This window comes from Promicromonospora iranensis, assembly GCF_028994805.1.
Classification (GTDB): domain Bacteria; phylum Actinomycetota; class Actinomycetes; order Actinomycetales; family Cellulomonadaceae; genus Promicromonospora; species Promicromonospora iranensis.
The window spans coordinates 375,921-398,182 of record NZ_JAJQQP010000005.1 but is presented as its reverse complement, the minus strand read 5'-3'; the positions used below and the strand labels follow the sequence as shown (position 1 = coordinate 398,182).

Genomic DNA, 22,262 nt, shown 5'->3' with positions numbered 1-22,262 from the left:
GGCACCCAGGTGCGAGCTCCCGCGGGACGGGGCAGCATCGAGAGCACGATCGCCCAGGTCGCCAGCACTCAGCAGGACACTCAGCAGGACATATGAAGAGGAGGACGACCATGACCGAGTTCACCGGGCCCACGGGGCCGATTCGCGACGTCACGACAGGGATGACCGTCGTCGACGCCAGTGGTGAGACCGTCGGGACCGTCGACGAGGTCCACCTGGCCGACGCCGGCGCAGCCACCGGCGCAGGCCAGTCGCCCGACGAGCCCGGCGGTCCTGTCACGTGGATCGCCGACGCGTTCCGTGCCGGCAGCGAGCTGAACCAGCAGGCACAGGACCAGCTCACCCGTGTCGGCTATATCCGGGTGGATGCCCGCGGGCTGTTCTCCGGGCATCGCTACGTCGAACCGAGGGAGATCGCCTCGGTCGTCGGCGACCAGGTGCAGCTGTCCGTCGCCGCGGACCAGCTGCTCAAGTAGGCGGTCGCAGGCAGGTCAGCGGTCCTCGGGCTCCAGGGCCGTGCTGTCGCCGAGCTTGCTCGCCGTGATGACGCTGAGCGTGCCGTCCGTCTCCAGCACGACCCTGGCCACCTGGTCGAGCCCGCCCGCCCCGGTGCTCCGCACGGCCTGCCGCACCTCCGCCGGTGTGAGACGTTGCTTCGCCATCGCCGCATCGTCCAGCACACCGTCGCGCACCACCGTGGTGGGACGTGCGGTCACCACGGACCTGCCGGGCCCCACGTGCGACGTGCTCCAGGACACGAGCAGCTGCAGCAGCACGAGGACGACGAAGGCCGTCACCCCCTCCGCCCAGGCGACATCCGCACTGAGCAGGATCGTCGCCAGCGTCGATCCGAGGGCCACGGTGACCACGAGATCGAAGGCGTTGAGCTTGGCGAGCGTGCGCTTGCCCGACAGCCGGAGCACCAGCACCAGCACGGCGTAGGCGGCCGCCCCCACGGCGAGCACGCGCAGCAGATCACCCCATGAGTCGAACCACACGTCCCGCTCCTCTCGGGCAGTGGTCTCAGCTCATGCTGCTCAGCAGGTCCTGGCAGGCGGCTTCGCACGCACGGCACGCCTCCGCACACACCCGGCAGTGCTCGTGCATGCTCGCGTGCTGCTCGCACTCGTCACCACAGGCCCGGCACGCGGCGATACACGCCTCCAGCAGCGCACGGCTGATGTTCGCGTCGTAGCCGGTGTGCCGCGACAGCACACGCGAGGTGGCGTCACAGACATCGGCACAGTCCAGGTTGGTCCGGACGCACTTGCGCAGGTCGGCGACCGAGTCCTCGCTCAGGCACGCGTCCGCGCACGCCGTGCACGCCTGGGAGCAGCCCACGATCGCCTCGATGGCGCCCGCCAGAAGCTCCCGGTCGAGGTTCATGGTCTTGGGATAGGTCTGCAGCATCTCGGTCGCTCTCATCGTTCTCCCTCGATCCGTGTCGACAGCTCGGTCGTCGGCAACGCCGACCGCTCCACGCTAGGAAGCGGTGTGGCCACTCGCATCCTGCTGCCGAACAAATCCGGTGACTCCGGCGGCGGCTCCTCACGACAATGGCCGTCATGAGAGCCGACCTGGAAGAGGTCCGAGTAGTCGTCGCCCATCAGGCCTGCGCGACCCTGCGCGTCGGCGACGTGTTCCTGAAGGTCGACGGCGACCAGCGGCGCACCGACGTCGAGGTCGAGGCGATGACCCTGGCGCCGATCCCGACCCCGCAGATCCTCTGGCGCAAGCCGCCCGTGCTCGCGCTCGCCGCTCTCCCCGGGAGGGCGCTGGGTCGCCTCGGCGAGCCGTCGCCGGCGTCGTCGTCGGCATGGGCCGCTGCGGGCGCCGCCGTCCGGAAGCTGCACGACGCCCCGCTGCCGCCCTGGCCAGGCCGCAGCCCCGACGAGCTCTCCGCGGAGCTCGACGCCGAGTGCGAGTGGCTCGTCACCAACGGTGTGCTGCCCGCCGACCTGGTCACGCACAACCGCGAGATCGCCGAGGCAGCGCTCCGGCCGTGGGCGCCGGTGTTCATCCACGGTGACCTGCAGCTCGCCCACGTGTTCGTCGAGGACAACGAGGTCACCGGCGTGATCGACTGGTCAGAGGCGAGCCGGGGCGACGGCCTGTTCGACCTGGCCATCCTGACGCTCGGGCACGAGGAGCACCTGGACGACGTCGTTGCCGGCTACGGCGCCGCCGTCAACCTCGAGGTGGTCCGCGCGTGGTGGTCGTTGCGGAGCCTGCTGGCGATCCGCTGGCTCGTCGAGCACGGCTTCGACCCGGCCGCGCCGGGCTGCGAGGTCGACGTGCTGCGTGCCGCTACTCGACGGCGTACGGCGTGAAGAGCGCCTCGCGGTCCATCCACGACTCGTCCAGCAGCTCACTCTCCAGCTCGCCCTGGACAGCCGCGAGGAGAAGGTCGGTGCTGAGCTGGTCGCACCTCTCCCACAGATCGCCGTTCCGGTCCGAGACCCGGATCGGGTACGAACCGGCAGCCGCCTCGGGTGAGACCTCCCAGTAGAGCGTGACCCCCGAGCCGGTCGAGGCCCAGGGCAGCAGCCGGACACCGGGGTCGAGATCGTCCGGTGGTTCCACGACCTCGTCCTCGAACAGGTCCTGGAGCTGTTCCCACTCCAGCCCTGACCGCTCGAGATCAACGTGCTTGAGACCAGGGCCGGGCACCGGAACGAAGAGCCTCAGGTAGTCCAGCCAGAGTCCGCCACCACCTGCGTCGAGGAGCTCACGGTAGTCCTGAGGCACGGCCGCCCCGAGCTGGCGCTCGACCTGTTCCCAGTCGAGCGGGCCGGCCGGCGGCGTGAGAGGTGCCATCTCGATCAGTTGCTGAGCGCTTGTCACGTAGTTGCGTTCCTCCGGGTCGTTGGTCGAGGCCACGCTCGAGGTCGTCGAGCCACACGCACTGAGGAGCGTCCTTCGCCGTCCAGCCCCTGCCCGTCGACGACGATCACGTCCGGCATCCGCAGCCCGCGCCACCGGTCCAGGTCCGGCTCCGCCCCGGTGAGCTCCGTGACCAGCACCGTCCATGCGGTCCCGTGCCCCACCAGCACCACGTCCCGACCGGCCTGCTCGGCGAGGATGCGCCGGACGACGGCGCCCACCCGCGCCCGCGTGCGGGTCAGCGGCTCCCAGCCGTCGTGCACGACGTCGTCGGGCCGGGCGAACGCCTCCGCGACGGCCGCCGGGAAGTCCTCGACCCGGCCGGCCGCGCGCTCGTGCTCGCGCAGCTCCTGCACGATGTCGACGGGCCGGCCCGCCAACAGCTCCGCGGTGCGGGCGGCCTTGGGCTCGGGCGAGGTGAACCACGCCGCGTCTTCGGGCAGCCTGCCTGCGGCGCCGAACCTGACGATGTCGTCCTCGTGGGCGGGATCCAGCGCCCACTCCGAAGCCGGCACGGAATGGTCAGGGGCGGGGCGCCCGTGGCGCACCAGATACAGGTTCACGACGGCCCCACCCCCTGGGAACCAGTGACGTCGAAGGTCAACCGCGTGCCGTGCGGAAGGTGCGCCGGTAAGCGTCGGGTGCGACGCCCACCGCTCGCTGGAAGTGGCGGCGCAGCGTGGTCGCCGTCCCCATGCCCGCCGCGGACGCAACCGTGTCGATCCCGTCGTCCGTCGTCTCCAGAAGCTCCCGTGCCCGCCCGATCCGCTGCGTGAGCAGCCACTGCAGCGGCGTCGTTCCGGTGACGGCGTGGAAGTTGCGGGCCAGGTGGCGCGAGCTCATGTTCGCTTGGCGGGCGAGGTCCTCGACCGTGAGCGGCTGATCGAGCCGCTGCACGATCCAGGGCAGCAGGCCCGCCAGAGCGTGCCCGTCCCGCGCGGGCACCGGCGTGGCGACGTACTGCGCCTGGCCGCCCGGCCGGTGCGGAGGTACGACCAGGCGACGGGCGACCACGTTGGCGACCGTCGACCCGTGGTCGCGGCGGACGATGTGGAGCGACAGGTCCATCGCCGCAGCCTTGCCGGCTGACGTCAGGACGGTGCCCTCGTCGACGTAGAGCACGCTGGGATCGACCGTCACCCGGGGATAGCGGTTGGCGAGGTCCTGAGCGTGGGCCCAGTGGGTGGTCGCGCGCCGCCCGTCCAGCAGTCCCGCGGCGGCCAGGACGAACGCGCCCGTGCACAGGGACGCGACGCGTGCACCGGCCCGGTGAGCCGCGCGTACGGCCTCGACGAGGTCGTCCGGCGGCGCCTGGTCGACGTCGGCCACCGCGGGCACGATCACCGTCTCTGCCTGCGCAAGCCGGTCGAGCCCAGAGTCCGGCTCGATCATGAAGTGTCCGGCCCGCACGGTGCGCGACCCGCACACGGCGACGTCGTACCAGGGGCCGGGGACGGCGCCCGGCGCGGAACCGAAGACCTCGAAGGCGATGGCCAGCTCGAAGTGGAGCATCCCGTTGGTGGCGGCGATCGCGACGGAGCGTGGTGCGGTCGTCATGTCCGAAAGTGTACGCATCACGTCGTTCTGGACACTGGGCAGCGGCCGGCCCCCGCGACAGGATCGTCCACATGACAACGAACCTGAACGTGGCCGTCTTCGGGGCCTACGGACACACCGGACGCTTTGTGGTCGCCGAGCTGCTGGAGCGGGGATACGCCCCGGTCCTGATCGGCCGCGATCCCGCCAAGCTGTCGGCGCTGTCCTCCGCCCTGCCGGGTCTCGAGAGCCGCTAGGCCTCGGCCGACGACCCAGCCTCGCTCGACCGGGCGCTCGCCGGCGCGGTCGCCGTGATCAACTGCGCTGGGCCGTTCGCGACGACCGCCGCGCCGGTGGTCGAGGCGGCACCCGGGCGCGGATCCCGTACGTGGACGTCGCAGCCGAGATCGAGGCCAACGTCGACACGTTCGAGCACTTCGCGGGGCGCGCCCGCGAAGCGGGCACCGTCGTGGTCCCGGCGATGGCCTTCTTCGGCGGGCTGGGCGACCTGCTCGTGACGGCAGCGGCGGGCTCCTGGACGGCAGTCGACGAGGTGCACGTCGCCTACGGCCTCAGCAGGTGGCACCCGACGGCGGGCACGCTCGCCGCGGGAACGGTCTCGGGCGGCCGTCGCGGCGGTCGCGGGGTCCGTTTCGCCCAAGGGCGGCTGCAGTACCACGACGACGCACGCCCGACCCTCGAGTGGCCGTTCCCCGAACCGCTGGGACCCCAGCAGGTCATCGGCGAGTTCACCATGGCCGACGTCGTGACCGTCCCGAGCCACCTGGCGGTACGTGAGGTGCGTACCTACATGACCACGATCGCCGCCGCGGACCTCGCCGCGCCGAACGCGGCCGCCCCGGCAGCCGTGGACGACCGGGGCCGGTCCGCACAGACCTTCGTCGTCGACGTCGTCGTCCGCTCCGGTGGGGCAGAACGCCGGTTGACCGCGTCCGGCCAGGACATCTACGCCATCAGCGCCCCGCTCGCGGTGGAAGCCGTCGACCGCATCCTCACCGGGCGCGCCCGGACCACCGGTGTCGTCTCGGCTGGCGCGGCCTTCGACGCCCGCGACTTCCTCGGCGCGCTGGCCCCGCACCTCACGGTGGGGCTGCCGCTCGACGCCGGGTGACCGTCAGGGCACCCGGAACGTCACCGTCCGCACCGGGTTGTCGAACTCCGTGGTGCGCATCGAGACCTGCACCTCCCACTCACCCCCTGTCGGCAGCACGACCTCGCCGGCATAGACGCCCGGACCGAGCGAGGCGACCTCCACCTCACCGAGATCCACCTCGGCGGACTTCAGGCTGAGCCGGGGCGCCTCGTAGCCCTCGGCGGGCTCCCCGAGCGCGTCGGTCATGGTGATGGTGAGGGTCGCCGGTCCGACGGCTGGCGGATCCAGGGCGATCCGCGCGGAGATCTGGCCCAGCACCACCGGCTCCCCCGCACTCGACGCCGACTCCTCGACGGAGGTGGCGGCCGTGTCGGTCTCAGGGCTCCGGTCCACCAGGAAGCCGGTGACGACCAGGACCACGATCAGCACACCCGCCTCCGCGAGCGCCGCACGGATCAGCAGCGTGGTGGCCGGGGAGCTCTGGTCCCGGCGACGGGGCGCCGTGCGGAGGCGTGGCAGCAGGGAGCACCTGTTCCAGGCGGCGATGGCGACGGCGACCAGCGCGGCGAGGACCTTGACGAGCAGGAGGTTCCCGTAGCCGGAGCCGACGAGGGCGTCCCAGCTCCCGGCGACCCGCCAGGCCAGGAAGGATCCGGCGAGCACGAGCACGGCCAGCAGGACGGCCGCCCAGGTGGAGAACCTGGCAAGCGCGACGATGCCGGAGTCGCCGCGGGCGAGGTCGCCCAGCACCAGGGCGATCGCGACCAGGCCGCCGAGCCAGAGGGATCCGGCAGCGAGGTGCAGCACGTCCACGCCCATCACCAGCGCCTCGGGCGTGGCGGCCCGCGTGTGGCCGGTGAACGCGGGTGCGGCGACCGCCAGGGCGCAGCCGGCCAGCACCAGGGCGACCCTCGTCCGGCCCGCGGCGGCTGCCCTCGGGAGCGACCCCGCGGCCAGCGCGAGCCCCGCGACCACCGCCGCGGGAACCACGTATTCGGTCGGCGCGAGCGACGACCAGGTGGAGCCGTCGGTGATCGCCGACGCCGGCAGGCCGAGCTGGTAGAGCGCGACCAGCGGCACGGCCGTCACCCAGCCGAGCGCGGCGGCACCGGCCGCGACGCGCGCGACCGGACGGATCCGGGCGCGCGAGCGGTCGGCGGCGCGGTCCCGCGGGAGGAACAGGACGGCGAAGGCGGCCACGCCCGCGGCCAGGAGGAGGCCCACGTAGCCGAGCCCGCGAACCAGGCTGAGACCCAGGGGCGCGTCGGTAGGGGCGTCCGCTCCGTCCGTCGATACGTCGACGACGTCGCTGGGGGCGCCGACCGCGAAGCTCAGCGAGCCACCGATCGGGTGCCCGTCCTCCGACACGAGGCGCCACACGACCACGAGCGTGCCGTCCCCAACCTCCTCGTCGAGGTCGACGAACAGCTGCGACGCGCTCACCGAGGCCGAAGACGCCACCTCGTCCCCTGCCGCGTCGAACACCTTGATACCCGCCGGAACACCGATCACCGACTCGTTGAAGCTGAAGGTGATCCGTTCGGGGGCGGTCTCCAGCACCTCGCCCTGCGCCGGATCCGTGCGCACGAGGGTCGCGTGGGCCGCCGCGCTGCCGGCCGAGCCGAGGAGGAGCACCCAGACGACGGCGACCAGGAGCAGCAGGCCGGTCGTACGCCGCCCCGCATCCCGGTACGTCATCACGTCGAGGCGCGTCACCGGTTCCGGCGGCGCCGCAGCAGGACCGCCCCTCCCGCCAGGATGCCCGCGGCCAGGATGCCTGCCGCACCGTAGGTGATCAGGGGGCCGCGGTCCGCGGCGCCGTCGGCCGCGCTCGCCGGCTCCGGTTCGCGGGAGCTGCTGCCGTCGGCGTCGGCGGCGACCTTGCCGGCGTTGTCACCAGCAGTCACGACGAGGACCGGCGCCGGCCGGTCGAGCTCCTCGTGCCCCGCGCCGTGCTCATCACCCTCCAAATGCTCGGCACCCTCGCCGTGCTCGGCAACCTCGGTCCAGGCCGCCTCACCGTCCTCGCACTTCTGGATCACCGGGAAGACGAGCGTCGCGCCGGTGTCGTCGGGCAGGCGCACGGTGAGCTCGACCTCTGCATGCTCCCCGTCCGGGAGGGGCTCGTCGGTCGTCCAGGTCAGGGCATCGGGAGCCTGGTCGACCGTCCAGCGGTCGGTGCCGGAGGCGGTCACGTCCGCGACGTCCTCGGGCATCCGGACGGAGACCGCGGTCGTCGCCGAGCCCTCGCACCCGTGCGGGATCTCGAGCCGGAGCACGGCGGTGGCGCCCGCGGCGGTGGTCGACGGCGTGATGGTCACGTGGGCCGCCGCCGTCACCGACCCGAGGGTCACGAGGACGGCGGCCGCGAGCCCGGACAGGGTCACGCGTCGGGTGATGGTCGTGCGCTGCATGGGGCTCCCCGCCTGTGGAGATGGCCAGCACACCGAATCAGCATGCCGAACCGCTGTCAAGAATGTGAACCGAAGTCTCGAAATCATGGACGGCGCGGCCATCGCGCCCGTACGGTGGTTCATGTCACCGAATCGAGGTCGCACCCGTGAACACGTGGAGGTGTGCGGAGCGGCCAACCCCCGGAGGGAAAAGATGCCCAACATCACCGTCGAGCTGCTGCGTGGCCGCACCGTCGAGCAGCGTCGCGAGTTCGCCAAGGCCGTGGCCGACAGCGCCGTCGAGATCCTGGGCGCCCGGCGCCAGGACGTCCGCATGGTCTTCAGCGAGATCACCCCCGACATCGTCGCCAACGGCGGTGTGCTGGCCAGCGAGGACGAGAGCCGCGCCGGTGTGGTCGCCGCGCTGGCCGACGACTGACCGGCAGCACCACCGAAGCGGGGCGTGGGCCCGGAGGATCCGTCCTCCGGGCCCACGCCTTTCCTGCTACCGCACCCTGACCGTCACCTTGGTCTCGGCCGCGAGCGCGAGCTCGCTGCCCAGGTAGGACGCGGTCAGCGTCAGGTCACCCTTCTTCGGCCTCGGCACCTCGAAGAGGGCGCGACCGTTCTGCACGGTCCCGAGGAGCGTCTGACCGCCCTGGACCGCGAGCCGCACCTCGCCGGTCACCCGGACGTCGTTCGCCGCGGTGAGCGACACGGTGACCACCGCCTTGTTCCCCGAGGCCTTCGTCGCCGAGATCTCCATGGTCGGCACCACCTTCTCCACCACGACCCGGACTCGCGACGACGACGCCCGGTGATCGGCGTCGCCCCCGTAGCGGAGGGTCAGGTCGTACACCCCCGGCGCCAACGAGGTGGCCGGGAGAACCAGGGTTCCTCGCCCGTCCGCGATCGTGGCCTCCGCGAGTGCCGTCTCGCCGTCGGACAGCTCGACCCGGCCCGTGGCCGTGGCCGGTGAGACCGCCACCGAGACCGTGCCCGCCGTGCCGTAGGTGATCGGCAGCGCCACTCCGGCCACCGCCGTCACCGCGGGCGACCGCACCGTGATGGTCACCGTCGCCGGCGCGGAGCGGTCCTCCCCGTCGTCGGCGCGGTAGGTGAAGACGTCCTTGCCGGAGAACCCGGCGTCGGAGGTGTACGTGAAGGACCCGTCCGCCTCCAGCGTGACCTTGCCGTTGGCGGGCTGGGTCACCCCGGTCGCGGTCAGCACGTTGCCGTCGGCGTCGGTGTCGTTGGCGAGGACGCCTGGCGCCGGGAGCGTGAGCGGCTCGCCGCCCACGGCGGCGTAGGCGTCAGGAACCGCCTCCGGAGCGGTGTTGACCGGCGGCTGCTCCCCCTCCTCCACGGTGAGCGTCACCGTCGTGGCCGCCGATGTCGCGGTCCCGTCGGAGGCCTTGTAGGTGAACGTGTCGGTACCTGCGAACCCGCTGTCTGGCGTGTAGGTGAACGAACCGTCCGCGGCCAGGTCGACCGCACCGTGGGCGGGCTGCGTGAGCCCCGTCGCGGTCAGGTCGTCGCCGTCGGCGTCCGTGTCGTTGGCCAGGACGCCGGGGGCGTCCACGGTCAGCGGCTCGTCCTCGACGGTCCCGTAGGCGTCGGCGGCGCCCACGGGGGCCACGTTGGCCGCCGGGCCGGCATGGAGCTGGGCCACCTGCTCGCCGGTCAGCTCGTACCCGAACATCCGGAAGTCGTCGACCAGGCCGTCCCAGCGGGCGTCCGGCCAGCTCGTGCCGCCGATGAGGTTGGTCGTCGTCTGGCCGCCCACCCCGATGTCACCGATGTTGATGGTGAAGTCCTCGCGGGTGGCCTGCAGCTCGCCGTCGAAGTAGATCTTCCCGACCGAGCCGCTCTGGGTGAACACCACGTGCGTCCACTCGTTCAGCGCCAGGTCGTTGTCCTGGCCCAGGACCAGACGCTCCTGGGCGCTGCCCGGGGTGCCCGGCGCCTTGAACGTCGCGGCGAAGCCGGTGGCTCCGCTGGTCTGGGTGTTGGACTGCAGCAGGAAGAACGTGTCGGTGCTGCTCCCGATCTGGAGCAGCGGCACCCAGGTGGGCAGCGCGTCCGGGCGGGCCCAGACCGAGACGCTGAACTGGTCGTCCATGCCCGCCTCGATGTTGTCGGGCAGCTCGACCTGGTTACCCGTCCCCGCCGCGCCGCCGGGCAGGTTGACCCCCGCACCGAACCTGCCGTCCGGGGTCCAGCCGGCCGATCCGGTGAGCGTCGCAGCGCCCACCGAGCTGTCCAGTCCCTTGTTGGCCGCCGTGGTGCCCTGGCCCTCGTCGAAGGCGTAGTGGATCGGCGTGCCCTCGCCCGGCGGCGGCCGCTCGACCGTGTGCTTGACGGTCTGCGCGGAGTCGCGCCACCCGTCGTCGGCGAGGAAGCGCACCTCCACCTCGTGCTCCCCCGGTGAGAGAGCCACGTCGGTGAACCGCACCGCGCCGTCGGCCACGTCGACCTGACCACCGACACGGGCCGCGTCGACCCACAGCTCGGCGACACCCGAAGGTGCCTCGCCGGCCCCGGCCGCGATGGCGGCGGAGACGGTCACCGGCTCGCCGAACGGAGACGGCGAGGCCGGCTCGACGGTGACCTCGGTGGTCGTGGCGAGCGCGCTGCCGTCGTCGTACAGGGCCGCGATGTCGGCGTCCCCGAGCGCCGAGGTATACACCCGGACGTCGTCCATGAGGCCGTCGTAGGCCGGGTCCGGGAAGCCGTTGCGGCCCAGCCAGTTGTTCGACGTCGGCCCGACGTCGGCCATGTCGATCGTCAGGTCGTCGCGGGACGCGATCGGCTCGCCGTCGAGGTACAGCGTGCCGGTCGCACCCTGCCGGGTGAACGCCACGTGGTTCCACTCGTCGACGGTCACGTCACGGGTCGGTGTGGCGTAGACCCGTTCCTGCAGCGCGGCGCCCTTGGCCTTGAACGTCGCCGCGAGCCCGGTGGCGCCGGCGGCGTTGGTCTGCAGCTGGATCTGGAAGAAGCTGCCCGCTCCTTCGAGCCCGTCCCCGATGTGGAACAGGCCCGCCCAGTCCGACGTCGTCTCCGGCCGCACCCAGAACGAGGTGGTGAAGCTCTCCTCGCCCTGGAGCAGGTTGTCGGGCAGGTCCACCGCGTTCGCGTTGGTCCCGCCGGCGAAGTCGGCGGCGCCCCCGAACACTCCGCTGTCGCTCCAGCCGGTCGTGCCCGTGAGCGTGGCCGCGCCCACCGCATCGTCGGTGCCGGTGTTGGCGGCCCTGGCGCCGGAACCCTCGTCGAGCTCGTAGTGCACGGGGACGTCGGACGCGCCGGGGTCGGAGCCCACGACCACCAGGTCGTCGATCATGACGCCCGCGCCGGAGTCGCCGGCGGTGATGGTCAGGTCCTGCGACCGCGCTCCGGCGACGAAGGTGCCGACGTACTTCCCGAACTTCTGCTGCGACGACACGTCCGGTGCTGCCGTCAGGGTCGTCGACAGGTTGCCGATCGAGAGGTCGGCCGTGCCTGGTGCGGTGCCGGCGGACCGGCTGTCGCGGGCGTAGCGCAACGAGATGCGGTACTCACGGCCCGGGTCGAGACCCTTGACCGTGCGGGTCAGGCTGCCCTCGCTGCCCACGCCGAGGTGATAGCCCGTGGCGCCGAGGCCGCCCTGGCTGGCCGCGGCGGCCCGGACGAGCTGGACCTCGCTGTCGACCTCCCACGGGGACATGCGGCCGTTGCCCGGCTCGACGTCCACGACCGCCGGCGGGTTGGCGGAGCGCCACTCCGCCGGGATGCGCGGGTACTCGAGCTGGTCGACCAGGTGCGGGGAGCGGGCGTCCATCTCGACCGTCGGGTCGATCTGGACGATGTCGGCGACCGACGGTGTGCCGTCCTCGTCGAAGACGAAGAGCATGTAGGCACCGGGCGGGGCGTAGGTGCCGTCGACCGGCGTCTCGATGGTGAGGTCGCCGCCGTCCTGGGCGAACGCCAGGTCCTGGAAGTTCTGGTCGTTGTTGAACCCGTGCGTCACGGAGCCGTTGCGGACCAGCGTGACGCGGGAGACCTCGCCGTCGGCCTGCACGTCGAAGGTGCCGTCGTAGCCGATCTTCTTCGGCACGCCCGTGACCTCCGGGCGCGCCGCCGGCTCGGCGCCGTCGAACAGGTAGGCCGGGGAGTAGAACTCCACGTCCGTGTAGTTGCGCGGCCCCGGGGTGCCGCCGCCGCCCACCATCAGGCGGCCGTCGGGCAGGAGCAGCGCGGTCGAGTGGTACAGGCGGGCGTGCTCGTAGGGCACCTCCACCTCCGTCCACTCGCCGGTGTCGGGGTTCCAGATCTCGGCGGTGGTCACGTAGCCGCCGTTGCCGTTGTTGTCCCGCGAACCGCCGGTGACGATCACGGTGCCGTCGGGCAGCACGGTGGAGGTGGCCCAGTGCCGCTGGTGCTTCATCGGCTCGGTCGCCTCGACCACCGGGGCGTCGGTGCCGCCGGTGATGTCGACGGTGAAGCCGGCACGAGCGCCCTCGGGACCGCCGCCGTTGGCCCACCAGCCGCCGCCGACCTGCAGGATCTTGCCGGGACGGTACATCGTCGCCGTGGACGTGGCACCGACCGGGTTGCCGAGCCCGCCCTGGTTCGCGACGTCCGCGGGCAGGGTGCCCCGGAGGATCACCTCGCCGTCGCCCGACGGGTCGAGCTCGTACATCTGGGTGCCGGTGATGTTGAAGACGTTGCCGTTGCCCGGCGCGACGAACGCGCGCGGGTACCACCAGCGGTTCTCATCGGGTCCGTTGCCGTTGCCGCCGTCACCGTACGCGGCCGCGCTGGTGGCGCCCTCCAGGAGCTTCCAGGAGCTGCCCTGGTCGGGGGTGTAGATCTCCGGGGTCAGGACGCCGGGACCGCCCGGGCCTCCCTTGAGGCTGCCGCCCTGCACCACGACCGAGCCGTCGGGCAGGGTGGTGCCCGTGGGATACCAGCGTGGGAAGTTCATCGGGGCCTCGGTGCGCAGGCCCTGGTTGGTCGTGTAGCTCGTGACGCCGAGCGAGGCGTCGTTGGGCGCGTTGCCGCCCAGGCCGTCGTCACCGCCGACGGTCATCGTGGCCCGCCGGTGCGGCATCTGGACCTGCATCGAGCAGAACAGGTCGGTGTACGTCGAGTTCGTCACGACGCCGTCGCTCACGTTGGCCGTCGTGCGTTCCTCGGCCGGGTCCCAGACGTCGATCTCCATCTGGCCGCCCTGGGTGACGCACGAGTTGCCGCCGAAGTCGTAGGGCGTGCTGTCGGTGCAGCCCGAGGAGACGCTGCCGAACGACTGGACCTTGCCGTCGGACGTCAGCGCCGCGTTGATCGGGACCAGCGGCCAGGGGGTCACGCCGCTCCACGAGCCCTGCTCGGACTTGTCGGGCGGTGAGCAGTCGGCCTCGAGCAGGCCGGCGGAGAAGGCCAGGCCGTTCTTCATCTGGGTCCGGATCGGGGCCTCGGCGTACGCCGAGCCCTCGTGCCCCATCCCCGTGTACCAGGACCGGCCCGCGTCGATCTCCTGGCACCAGGTGATCGGGTGGTTCGTGCCGTTGTTGCCGCCGCCGTACGACGACTCGTCGGCGCCCAGCAGGGTGCGCACGTTCGGGGCCGGGTTGACCAGCCAGTCGTACCACTCGTCGCTGCGGGTGAACTCGTCCGGCAGCCCCTGGGTCAGCGGGTGCGTGGCGTCCTTGACCACCACCCGGCCCGGGCGCACCGCGGGGTTCTCGGGGTGACCCTCGGACATCGCGCCCACGAGCCGGGCGTAGAACGGGTTCACGTCATGCTCGCTCTGCCCCACCGACCAGCCGGTGTAGTGCAGGCCCATGTACCCGCCACCGTCGCGGATGTAACCCTCCAGCGCGGCCCGCTGGGCCACGTCGAACAGCACGCCTCCGGTCTGGGCGAAGACCACGGCGTCCTTGGTCGCGAGGTTCTCCGTCGTGAACGCGGCGGCGTCCTCGGTCTCCTGGATCTCCACGGGCTGGGAGTACTCGGTGCCCAGCTGCGTGGCGAGGTCACGCACGGCCTGACGGGCCTGGACGTGCGAGGCGTGGAAGTTGGGCTTGTAGAACAGCAGGACCCGCAGCACGCCGTCGTCGACGGAACCCACGGCGGTCTGGGCAGCTGAGGACGTGGGGGCGGCCTGCGCGACGCCGCTCGCGAGAGGTACGGCCACCAGGGCGGCGGCCAGCAGCGCCGCCAGGCGGGCGGGTGCTCGGTGGAGGCGGCGCGCGGTGCGCCGCCGGTCAGGTCTGCGTAGCAGGTTCATCGTTGAATCCCTTTTCGCACGTGGTGGTGGGCAGGACGACGGCCCGGGTGGCCGGCCCGCGGGCCGGCCACCCAGTCCGGTCCCTGGGTGCTGCTGTTTCCTGTGGTGCTGCTTCCTGTGGTGCCGGTCTCGGGTCAGCGCAGCTCTGCGATGACCGTCTTGAGCTCCGTGTAGTCGTCCAGGCCGAACGACCCCAGCTCACGGCCCCAGCCGGACTGCTTGAAGCCGCCCCGCGGGAGCGTGACGTCGTCCGCGTGCCAGGTGTTGAGCCAGACCGTGCCGGCTCGCAGCCGTCCCCCGACCCGGTGGGCGGTGCTGAGGTCGCGCGACCACACGCCGGCCGCGAGGCCGTAGACGGTGTTGTTGGCCGCGGCGACCACCTCGTCCTCGGTGTCGAACGGGATGGCGGTGATCACGGGGCCGAAGATCTCGTCGGTCTGGACGGCCATCTGCTCGGTGACGTCGGTGATCAGCGTCGGGGAGAAGAAGTAGCCGCGGTCGGCGGCCGCGTCGGCGCTGCCCGCGGCGAGCGTGGCGCCGTCGGCGACCGCCCCACGGACGTAGCCCATGACCTTCTCGTGCTGCTCCTGCGAGACCAGCGGCCCCATGGTGGTTGCCGGGTCGAACGCGTCGCCCACCGTGATGGCCCGGGCCGCCGCGGCGACGCCCTCGACCACCTGGTCGAACACCTCGCGCTGGACGTACAGGCGCGAGCCGTTGACGCAGCACTGGCCCTCGTTGAAGTAGCCGGCCAGGGCGGCGCCGGCGATCGCAGCGTCGAGGTCGGCGTCGGCGAAGATGATGTTGGGCGCCTTGCCGCCGAGCTCCAGCGACACCTTCTTGAGGTTCTTCGACGCGCCGGCGGCGATCTTCTTGCCGACCTCGGTGCTGCCGGTGAAGGCGACCTTGTCCACGCCGGGGTGGTCGACCAGGGCGGCACCCGCGTCCCCGAACCCGGGCAGGACGTTGACGACACCGGCCGGGACACCCGCCTCCAGCAGCAGCTCGCCGAGGCGGAGCGCGGTGAGCGGCGTCTGCTCGGCCGGCTTGAGCACGACGGTGTTGCCCGCGGTGATGGACGGGACGATCTTGAATGCGGCCATCGTGAGGGGGAAGTTCCACGGCACGATGCCGGCCACGACGCCGATGGCCTCGCGGCGCGTGTAGGCGTGGAAGTCGCGGCCGGGCACCGACATCGGGATCGTCGTGCCCTCCATCTTGGTGGCCCAGCCGGCGAAGTAGCGGAACAGCTCGGCGGCCACGCCGACGTCACCCCGGGCGGACGCGAGGCTCTTGCCGTTGTCCAGGGACTCGAGCTGCGCGAACTCCTCGGTGCGCTCCTCGATCAGGTCGCCGATGCGCCACAGCAGGTGCGAGCGGTCACGCGGGGTCATCCTGGACCAGGGCGAACCGTGCTCAAAGGCGTTGCGGGCGGCGGTGACCGCGCGGTCGGCGTCGACCGCAGAGGCCTGGGCGACCTGGACGAGGACCTCCTCCGTCGCGGGATTCACCGTGGCGAAGGTCTGGCCCTCCTTGGCGTCCACCCACTCGCCGTCGATCAGCAGCTGCTTGGGCGAGGAGAGGAACGAGGAGACGGCGGGCAGGAGCTGCGGATTCTCGGTCATGGAGAGCCTTCCGTGTTGTCGAGGTGCGGGTTCGGGGGTGCTGGTTCGAGGTGCGGGTTCGAGGTCTGGGTCGACGGTCGGTGGTGCGCTGAGGCGAGGTCGGGTCGTGGCTACTTGATGATCAGCACCTTCGACCGGTCGAGGGTGAGCGCGACGGCCGCGACGATGATCGCGCCGTAGAGGATCTGCTCGTAGGCCGACGGCACGCCGACGATCGGCAACCCCACCCGGAGCAGGGTCACCACGAGCGCGCCGGCGAGGCTGCGCCAGAGCGAGCCGTGGCCTCCGGTGATGGCGGTGCCACCCACGACGATGGCCGCGACCGCCGGCAGCAGCAGATTGTCCGCCATCGTGGGGCTGCCGCTGAAGTTCCGGGAGACCAGCATGACGGCAGCCAGGCCGGCGCACGCACCGGAGACCGTGAAGGCGGCGATCTTGACCCGGTCCACCGGCGCGCCGGCCAGCCGGGCCGCCGACTCGGAGTAGCCGGTGGCCCGGATCCAGCTCTCCAGCGGGGTGAGCCGGAGCACCAGGGAGACGGCCGCGACGAGGACCAGCGCGACGACGAACGCCATCGGCACCACGCCGCCGACGTAGAGCGTGAGCCAGTTGGTGGCGTCCCGGTCGACCACCCGGACCGGGCCGGCGTCGGAGATCACCAGGGCGATCGCGCTGAAGATGCTCATCCCGCCCAGCGTGACGATGAACGACGGGATCCGGAACAGCACGTGCGCGACGCCCTGCAGCGCGCCGATGGCGCCCGTGGCCGCGATGATCGCGAACGTGGTGAGCCCGCCCAGGTCGGGCAGCCACAGTGCGAAGAACACGGTCGCCAGTGAGCAGAGCGCGGCGATCGACAGGTCGATGCCACCGCACAGGACCACCAGCGTGGCACCGGCTGCGAGCACGACGAGCGGCGCCGAGGTGCGGACAGCGGCCGTGAGGCTGCTCAGGGTCAGGAAGCCCGGGTCGGCGACGGTCAGCGCCGCCAGCAGCACGACGAGAGCGATGACCGGCATGAACGACGTGAGCCGCTGGCCCACGGTCGGCCGGCCGGGGACGACGGCGTCGGGGGCCGGTGTGGTGAGAACGGGTGCGGACATGGTCAGACCATCTCCTTGACGAGGTCGAGCGGGGTCGGCTTGCCCCCGGCCGGGGCGGCGACCTGCGTGGTCGCCCGGCCGTCGCTCATCACGATGATCCGGTCGGACATGCCTATCGCCTCCTCCAGGCTGTCGGCCAGCAACACCGTGGCGACGCCGCTGTCGGCGAGCTCTCGCATGAGCCGGTACACCTCCGAGCGTGCGCCGACGTCGAGCCCGCGCGTCGGGTGGTCGAGCAGCAGCAGCCGGACGTCGCCGGCCACCAGCCAGCGGGCCAGCACCACCTTCTGCTGGTTCCCGCCGGACAGGCTCTGGATCGCGGTGCCCCGGTGCGGGGTGCGGATCGAGAGCCGCTCGATCCACCGGTCCACGAGCGTCGCCTGCTTCCGGGGTCGCACCAGCGGGCCGGTGCAGCGGGACTGCTGCTTGGTGAGCGTCATGTTGTCCGCTACCGACATCGGGCCGACCATGCCCTCGGTCTTGCGCTCGGCCGGGACGTACCCGACGCCCGCGGCGCAGGCCGCACGCGTGCCGGACAGGTCGAGCTTCTCGCCGTCGAGGACCACCTCGCCGGCGGTGGTGGGCTCGGCGCCGAAGAGCGCCCGGCACACGTCCTCGCGGCCGGATCCGTGGACGCCGACGATGCCGACGATCTCGCCGGCGTGCACGTCGAGGTCGACGTCGCGGAAGCTCTTGCCGGACAGACCGCGCACCACGAGGCGGGGCCTGCTGGCCTCGTCCGGTCGCTCGCCGGCGCCGCCGTGGTAGTGGTCGTCGGACCCGGTGGAGCCGATCATCATGCGGTGCAGGTCGGCCGGGGCCGCGTCCGCGGCGGGCACCTCGCCCACCGACCGGCCGCCGCGCAGCACGGCCACCCGGTCGCAGACGTCGAGCACCTCGTCGAGGCGGTGCGAGACGAACACGACCGAGGCGAACTCGCGCAGCCGGCGCACCTGGGTGAAGAGGGTCTCGATCTCCTTGGACTCCAGCACCGAGGTGGGCTCGTCGAGGATGATCACCGGCGGGTGCGAGGTGCGCTCCTCGATCCGCAGCACCTTGGCGATCTCGACCATCTGCCGGTCGGCGAAGGTCAGGGTGTCGGTGCGGGCGAGGGGGTCGATGTGCGACCCGATCTTGTCGAGCTGCTCCTGCGCGAGCCGGCGCATCGTGCTCCAGCGGTAGATGCCGCGGCGCACGCCCGGGCCCTCGCTGCCGAGCACGATGTTCTCGGCGGCGGTGAGGTTGGGGACGAGCGACTGCTCCTGGAACACCATGCCGATGCCGTGGTCGGCGGCATCGACGACGCTCCTGAGCCGGACCTTCTCGCCGCGCACCCAGATCTCGCCGCCGTCCGGCCGCACCAGGCCGACCAGCGCCTTGAGCAGCGTGGACTTGCCGGCGCCGTTCTCCCCGGCCAGGCCCAGCACCTCGTGCTGACGCACGACCAGGTCGACGCCGTCGAGCGCCTTCACGCCGGGGTAGTGCTTGACCAGAGAGCGCACCTCGAGGGCGGGCGCGGGCGCCGGCACCCGCGGGTCGGGCTGGGTCTGCAGGTTCGTGGTCACTTGGTCACCTGGTTCCTACGACGCTGTGGGAGGACCGCGGCCGCGACGGCCGCGACGACGATGAGCCCCTGGACACCGCCCTGCCAGTACGGGCTCACCCCGACCTGGACGAGGCCGTTGGTGAGCACCGTCACCAGCAGGACGCCGACCACGGAGTGGAGGATGCCGCCGCGGCCGCCCGAGAGCAGGGTGCCACCGACGACGGCGGCCGTGATGGCGGAGAAGTCGTAGCCCCTGCCCGCCTGGACGAGGCCGGCGCCGAGCTGGCTGGTCACCAGCACGCCGGCGAGGCCGTAGAACGCACCGGCCATCGTGAAGACCGCCACCTTGTACGGCGCTACACGCACCCCGGAGAGTCCCAGCACCTCCTCGGCGCCGCCGATCGCGAAGGCGTACCGGCCCAGGCGCGAGTAGCGCTGCACCAGAGCGCCCACGAGCACACAGGCGACGGCGATCCAGGTGAGGTGGGCCAGGCCGAGGAACCGTTCGACCGCCCAGCCCTCCAGCATCGGGTCGGTGACGTTGGGCTGCACGCCCGCGAACATGAGGGTGGCCACGCCGAGACCCACGGCGGAGACGCCGAGGGTGGTCATGAACGACGGCACCTTCAGCACGACCAGGGCGAGCCCGCTCAGGCAGCCGAGCGCGGCACCGAGCAGGACCGCCACGGCGACCCCGAACAGCCCGAAGTCGTTGTCGTTGCGGTTGTTGGCGACCAGGAGGGCGACCGCGATCGCGGAGGCGCCCATGATCCCGGGAGCTGACAGGTCGATCGACCCCATCATCAGCACGAAGCTGATGCCGCAGGTCACGACCGCCAGGACCGCCGCGGCGTCCAGGACGTTCTGCACGTTCGAGACGGTCCGGAAGTCGGGACTGAGAACCGCGAAGACTCCGAAGATGACGACCAGGGCGATCGGCGGTCCGGCGTCGCTGAGCGATATCCCCCGCCGAGGCCGGGGGCGCCCTGCGTGCACGACCTCGCGGTCGGCGTCGGCGGGGGATGTCGTGGTCACGACATCGCGCCCTGCGAACGGCTGAAGAGGTTGTCGCAGGCGAAGTCGGCCTCGTCGGTCTCCGGGGAGACGAAGTCGGCGACGTTGTCCTGCTCGATGAGGAACTGCTCCGCGTACCAGGCGCGGTCCTCAGCGGCGATGTCCTCGACGGCGAGCTCACCGGTGGCGACGCAGTAGCCGATGGCCAGGCCGATGCCGCCCTGCCAGGGGCCGTCGCTGGAGACGGTCGCCGTCATGGTGCCGTCCTCGATCGCCGTGAGCGCGTCCGGCACCGCGTCGATGCCGACCACTGCCACGTCGTCCCGGCCCGCCTGCTGCAGCGCCTCGAGCGCGCCGAGCGCCATGTCGTCGTTGGCGGCCCAGATGCCCTTGACGTCGTCACCGTGCTTGGTGAGCAGCGTCTTGGTCACCTCCAGTGCCTCCGCCCGGGAGAAGTTGGCGGTCTGGTCGTCGAGCAGCTCGACGTCCGGGTTGGCCGCGAGCGACTCCTCGAGACCGGCGAACCGGTCCTTGGCGGCACCGGTGTCCAGGATGCCCTGCAGCGCGATGATGCCGCCCGAACCGCCGACGGCCTCGGCCAGCGCGTCGCCGATCTGCTTGCCCGACTCCACGCCGTCGTACGTGATGTGCGAGAGCCAGGAGTCGTAGTCGGTGACGTTCAGGTCGGCCGGCTTGTTCCACTGGGTGACGAGGTAGGCGCCCGCCTCTTCGGCCCCCTCCACGATGGGCGGGGTGTCGGAGTCGCCGTTGGGCAGGACGTTCATGACCAGGCACTCGGTGTCGCCGGCGAGCAGCTGGCTGATCTGCTCCTGCTGACGGGTCGAGTCGCCGTCATAGGTGAGTCGCTCCTGGGTGAGGCCGACCTGCTCGGCGAAGGCGTCGCCGCCGTCCAGCCACGCCGCCTCGTACGGGTTGGACTCGTTGCGCACCTGGCCCACCAGGGTGACGTCCGCGGGGTCGCAGGCACCGGCTGCGGCTGCGGTGCCACCCCCACCTGCCTCTTCGGTGCATCCCGTGAGCGTGGCGGCCGCCAGGGTGACCCCGATGACGGCGGCTGTGTGTCGAGAGGTGAACTTCATTGTCTTTTCCTCGATCTCGTTCGGTGCCGGAGTCCGGCGGTGGGACTGCTGTGGAGGGACTGAGGTCAGCGGGCCATCCAGCCCCCGTCGACGGCCAGGACGTGGCCGTTGACGTAGTCGGCGGCCGAGGAGCTGAGGAACACGGCAGCACCGGCGATGTCCTCGGCCGTGCCCCATCGCCCGGCCGGGATGCGCTCCAGGATGGAGCGTGCGCGGTCCGCGTCCTCGCGGAGCGCCGTCGTGTTGTCGGTGACCATGTAGCCCGGGGCGATGGCGTTGACCTGGACGCCGCGGGGCCCCCACTCGTTGGCCAGTGCCTTGGTCACCCCGGCGACGCCGTGCTTGCTGGCGGCGTACGACACCACGCGCAGGCCGCCCTGGAAGGACAGCAGGCTGGCGATGCTGACGATCTTGCCGTGGCCTCGTTCGACCATCGGCCGGCCGAGCTGCTGGGTGAGGAAGAAGAGCCCGTTGAGGTTGACGTCGAGCACCCGCTGCCAGGAGTCGCGGCCGACGGCGACGGAGTCCTCGCGGTCGATGATCCCGGCGTTGTTGATCACGATGTCGATCTGACGCGAGCCGTTCAGCTCGGCGCTGACCTGCTCGACCGCGTCGAGGTCGCTCACGTCCAGGTCGACGACGTCCACCTTGACGCCGAGGTCGGCGACCAGGTCGCGGGTCGCCTCCTGGTTGCCGGGCCGGCCGAGCAGGACGACGTCCGCTCCCGAGCGGGCGAGACCCACCGCGATCGCCTGGCCGAGGCCGCGTCCCGCGCCGGTCACCGCCGCGCACCTGCCCTGCAGGTCGAAGGGCGAGCTGTTCACAGGTCCTCCAGCGCCACGGGGCTCAGGTCGGTGTAGGCGTTGTTCTCGCCGGCCATCGCCCAGATGAAGGCGTACGACCCGGTGCCGGCTCCGGCATGGATGGACCAGGGCGGAGAGATGACCGCCTGGCGGTTCCGGAGCACGAGGTGGCGGGTGGCGCCGGGCTGGCCCAGGAAGTGGAAGACGCGGTCCTGCTCGTCGAGGTCGACGTAGCAGTAGATCTCGGTGCGGCGGTCGTGCAGGTGCGGCGGGAAGGTGTTCCAGACGGAGCCGCTCGCGACGACCGTCACCCCGAACTGCAGCACGGAGGTCTCCAGCTCCTGGCCCCAGGCGTAGCGGAAGAGGTTGCGCTCGTTGGCCGCCTCGGCCGAGCCGAGCGCGACCGGCACCACCTCGCTGTGGCTGAGCGCCCGGGTCGGGTACGTCGCGTGGGCCGGTGCGGACACGAAGTAGAAGGCAGCCTCGGCGCCGACGAAGGACACCTCGCTCCCCCGGCCGACGAACAGGCCGTCGAGATGGTCGAGCTCGAACTTCTCGCCGTCGACGACGACGTGCCCCGCGGCGCCGACGTTGATGACGCCGAGCTCGCGGCGCTCGAGGTGCGTCCCGGTTCCCAGCACGTCGGACCAGGCCGGCAGGCCGACCTCGCCGGCGCCGGGCACGGCCCCGCCGACCACCATCCGGTCGTCGTGGGTGTACGTGCCCCGGACCTCACCGTCCACGAAGAGGTCCGTGACGAGGAAGTTCTCTCGCAGGTCCGCAGTAGTGGCCGTCTCCGCCGTGGACGGAGATGTCGAATATCGAACCTGGATCACGCAGTCACCCCTCAGTTTGTGAACTCTGTTCGTCTATGTGA

General features: G+C 71.8%; 20 protein-coding genes. 5 read left to right on the top strand and 15 right to left on the bottom strand.

Going from position 1 to position 22,262, the window contains the following annotated elements:
• Positions 1 to 110: 110 nt before the first annotated feature.
• Entirely contained in the window at positions 111 to 476 is a 366-nt protein-coding gene (locus LUM46_RS11000; RefSeq protein ID WP_274993929.1) for a hypothetical protein, read from the top strand.
• Between the two features lie 15 nt (positions 477 to 491).
• On the opposite strand, the gene LUM46_RS10995 is transcribed toward LUM46_RS11000, so the two are convergent.
• Both LUM46_RS10995 and LUM46_RS10990 read right to left on the bottom strand, forming a co-directional pair.
• Entirely contained in the window at positions 492 to 998 is a 507-nt protein-coding gene (locus tag LUM46_RS10995) for a DUF421 domain-containing protein (RefSeq protein WP_274993928.1), read from the bottom strand.
• 25 nt (positions 999 to 1,023) lie between these two features.
• A complete protein-coding gene (locus LUM46_RS10990; protein WP_274993927.1) occupies positions 1,024 to 1,425 on the bottom strand; it encodes a four-helix bundle copper-binding protein in 402 nt (133 codons plus the stop codon).
• Between the two features lie 140 nt (positions 1,426 to 1,565).
• Between LUM46_RS10990 and LUM46_RS10985 the strand changes: the two genes are divergently transcribed.
• A complete protein-coding gene (locus LUM46_RS10985; RefSeq protein ID WP_274993925.1) occupies positions 1,566 to 2,330 on the top strand; it encodes a phosphotransferase family protein in 765 nt (254 codons plus the stop codon).
• Here LUM46_RS10985 and LUM46_RS10980 read toward each other — a convergent pair.
• Genes LUM46_RS10980 through LUM46_RS10970 form a run of 3 tightly spaced genes read right to left on the bottom strand, consistent with a single transcriptional unit; the run spans position 2,308 to position 4,440 of the window.
• Complete coding sequence (locus LUM46_RS10980) at positions 2,308 to 2,817, bottom strand: SMI1/KNR4 family protein (RefSeq protein WP_274993923.1); 510 nt, start codon at positions 2,815 to 2,817, stop codon at positions 2,308 to 2,310. The two genes, LUM46_RS10985 and LUM46_RS10980, sit on opposite strands and share 23 nt — an antisense overlap.
• 23 nt (positions 2,818 to 2,840) lie before the next feature.
• On the bottom strand, positions 2,841 to 3,446 hold the full coding sequence (locus tag LUM46_RS10975; protein WP_274993922.1) for a histidine phosphatase family protein: 606 nt from the start codon (positions 3,444 to 3,446) through the stop codon (positions 2,841 to 2,843).
• A 37-nt stretch (positions 3,447 to 3,483) separates the two neighbouring features.
• Positions 3,484 to 4,440 carry a helix-turn-helix domain-containing protein gene (locus LUM46_RS10970; RefSeq protein ID WP_274993921.1) on the bottom strand — a complete coding sequence of 319 codons (957 nt, stop codon included), beginning with the start codon at positions 4,438 to 4,440 and terminating at the stop codon, positions 3,484 to 3,486.
• Positions 4,441 to 4,511: 71 nt separating this feature from the next.
• Between LUM46_RS10970 and LUM46_RS10965 the strand changes: the two genes are divergently transcribed.
• The gene (locus tag LUM46_RS10965) at positions 4,512 to 4,676 is read left to right on the top strand and encodes a hypothetical protein (RefSeq protein WP_274993920.1); all 165 of its coding nucleotides are present in this window, start codon (positions 4,512 to 4,514) and stop codon (positions 4,674 to 4,676) included.
• Positions 4,677 to 4,807: 131 nt separating this feature from the next.
• Positions 4,808 to 5,551: a saccharopine dehydrogenase family protein gene (locus LUM46_RS10960; protein ID WP_274993919.1), complete on the top strand. Its 744-nt coding sequence runs from the start codon at positions 4,808 to 4,810 to the stop codon at positions 5,549 to 5,551.
• A 3-nt stretch (positions 5,552 to 5,554) separates the two neighbouring features.
• Here LUM46_RS10960 and LUM46_RS10955 read toward each other — a convergent pair whose 3' ends face one another.
• Together LUM46_RS10955 and LUM46_RS10950 are read right to left on the bottom strand one after the other, a co-directional pair.
• Positions 5,555 to 7,249, bottom strand: coding sequence for a copper resistance CopC/CopD family protein (locus LUM46_RS10955; RefSeq protein ID WP_274993918.1), 1,695 nt, complete (start codon positions 7,247 to 7,249; stop codon positions 5,555 to 5,557).
• On the bottom strand, positions 7,246 to 7,947 hold the full coding sequence (locus LUM46_RS10950; protein ID WP_274993917.1) for a YcnI family copper-binding membrane protein: 702 nt from the start codon (positions 7,945 to 7,947) through the stop codon (positions 7,246 to 7,248). The genes LUM46_RS10955 and LUM46_RS10950 overlap by 4 nt, the downstream gene beginning before the upstream one ends.
• 193 nt (positions 7,948 to 8,140) lie before the next feature.
• Here LUM46_RS10950 and LUM46_RS10945 point away from each other — a divergent pair, with 193 nt between their 5' ends.
• Positions 8,141 to 8,365 (top strand): tautomerase family protein, encoded by a 225-nt coding sequence (locus tag LUM46_RS10945; protein ID WP_274993916.1) that lies wholly within the window; start codon positions 8,141 to 8,143, stop codon positions 8,363 to 8,365.
• A gap of 66 nt (positions 8,366 to 8,431) precedes the next feature.
• On the opposite strand, the gene LUM46_RS10940 is transcribed toward LUM46_RS10945, so the two are convergent.
• The 8 genes from LUM46_RS10940 to kduI all read right to left on the bottom strand — a co-directional run bounded on the left by LUM46_RS10940 (position 8,432) and on the right by kduI (position 22,221).
• Entirely contained in the window at positions 8,432 to 14,194 is a 5,763-nt protein-coding gene (locus tag LUM46_RS10940) for a LamG-like jellyroll fold domain-containing protein (RefSeq protein WP_274993914.1), read from the bottom strand.
• A gap of 134 nt (positions 14,195 to 14,328) precedes the next feature.
• The gene (locus LUM46_RS10935) at positions 14,329 to 15,819 is read right to left on the bottom strand and encodes an aldehyde dehydrogenase family protein (protein ID WP_274993913.1); all 1,491 of its coding nucleotides are present in this window, start codon (positions 15,817 to 15,819) and stop codon (positions 14,329 to 14,331) included.
• Between the two features lie 110 nt (positions 15,820 to 15,929).
• A complete protein-coding gene (locus tag LUM46_RS10930) occupies positions 15,930 to 16,922 on the bottom strand; it encodes an ABC transporter permease (protein WP_274993911.1) in 993 nt (330 codons plus the stop codon).
• A gap of 2 nt (positions 16,923 to 16,924) precedes the next feature.
• Entirely contained in the window at positions 16,925 to 18,487 is a 1,563-nt protein-coding gene (locus LUM46_RS10925) for a sugar ABC transporter ATP-binding protein (protein ID WP_274993910.1), read from the bottom strand.
• Complete coding sequence (locus LUM46_RS10920; RefSeq protein WP_274993909.1) at positions 18,484 to 19,503, bottom strand: ABC transporter permease; 1,020 nt, start codon at positions 19,501 to 19,503, stop codon at positions 18,484 to 18,486. Before LUM46_RS10920 ends, LUM46_RS10925 begins: the two co-directional genes overlap by 4 nt.
• Positions 19,500 to 20,582, bottom strand: a complete 1,083-nt coding sequence (locus LUM46_RS10915) for a sugar ABC transporter substrate-binding protein (protein WP_274993907.1) — start codon at positions 20,580 to 20,582, stop codon at positions 19,500 to 19,502. The genes LUM46_RS10920 and LUM46_RS10915 overlap by 4 nt, the downstream gene beginning before the upstream one ends.
• A 65-nt stretch (positions 20,583 to 20,647) precedes the next feature.
• Entirely contained in the window at positions 20,648 to 21,406 is a 759-nt protein-coding gene (kduD, locus tag LUM46_RS10910; RefSeq protein ID WP_274993906.1) for a 2-dehydro-3-deoxy-D-gluconate 5-dehydrogenase KduD, read from the bottom strand.
• Complete coding sequence (gene kduI, locus LUM46_RS10905; protein ID WP_274993904.1) at positions 21,403 to 22,221, bottom strand: 5-dehydro-4-deoxy-D-glucuronate isomerase; 819 nt, start codon at positions 22,219 to 22,221, stop codon at positions 21,403 to 21,405. The genes kduD and kduI overlap by 4 nt, the downstream gene beginning before the upstream one ends.
• Positions 22,222 to 22,262 lie beyond the last annotated feature (41 nt).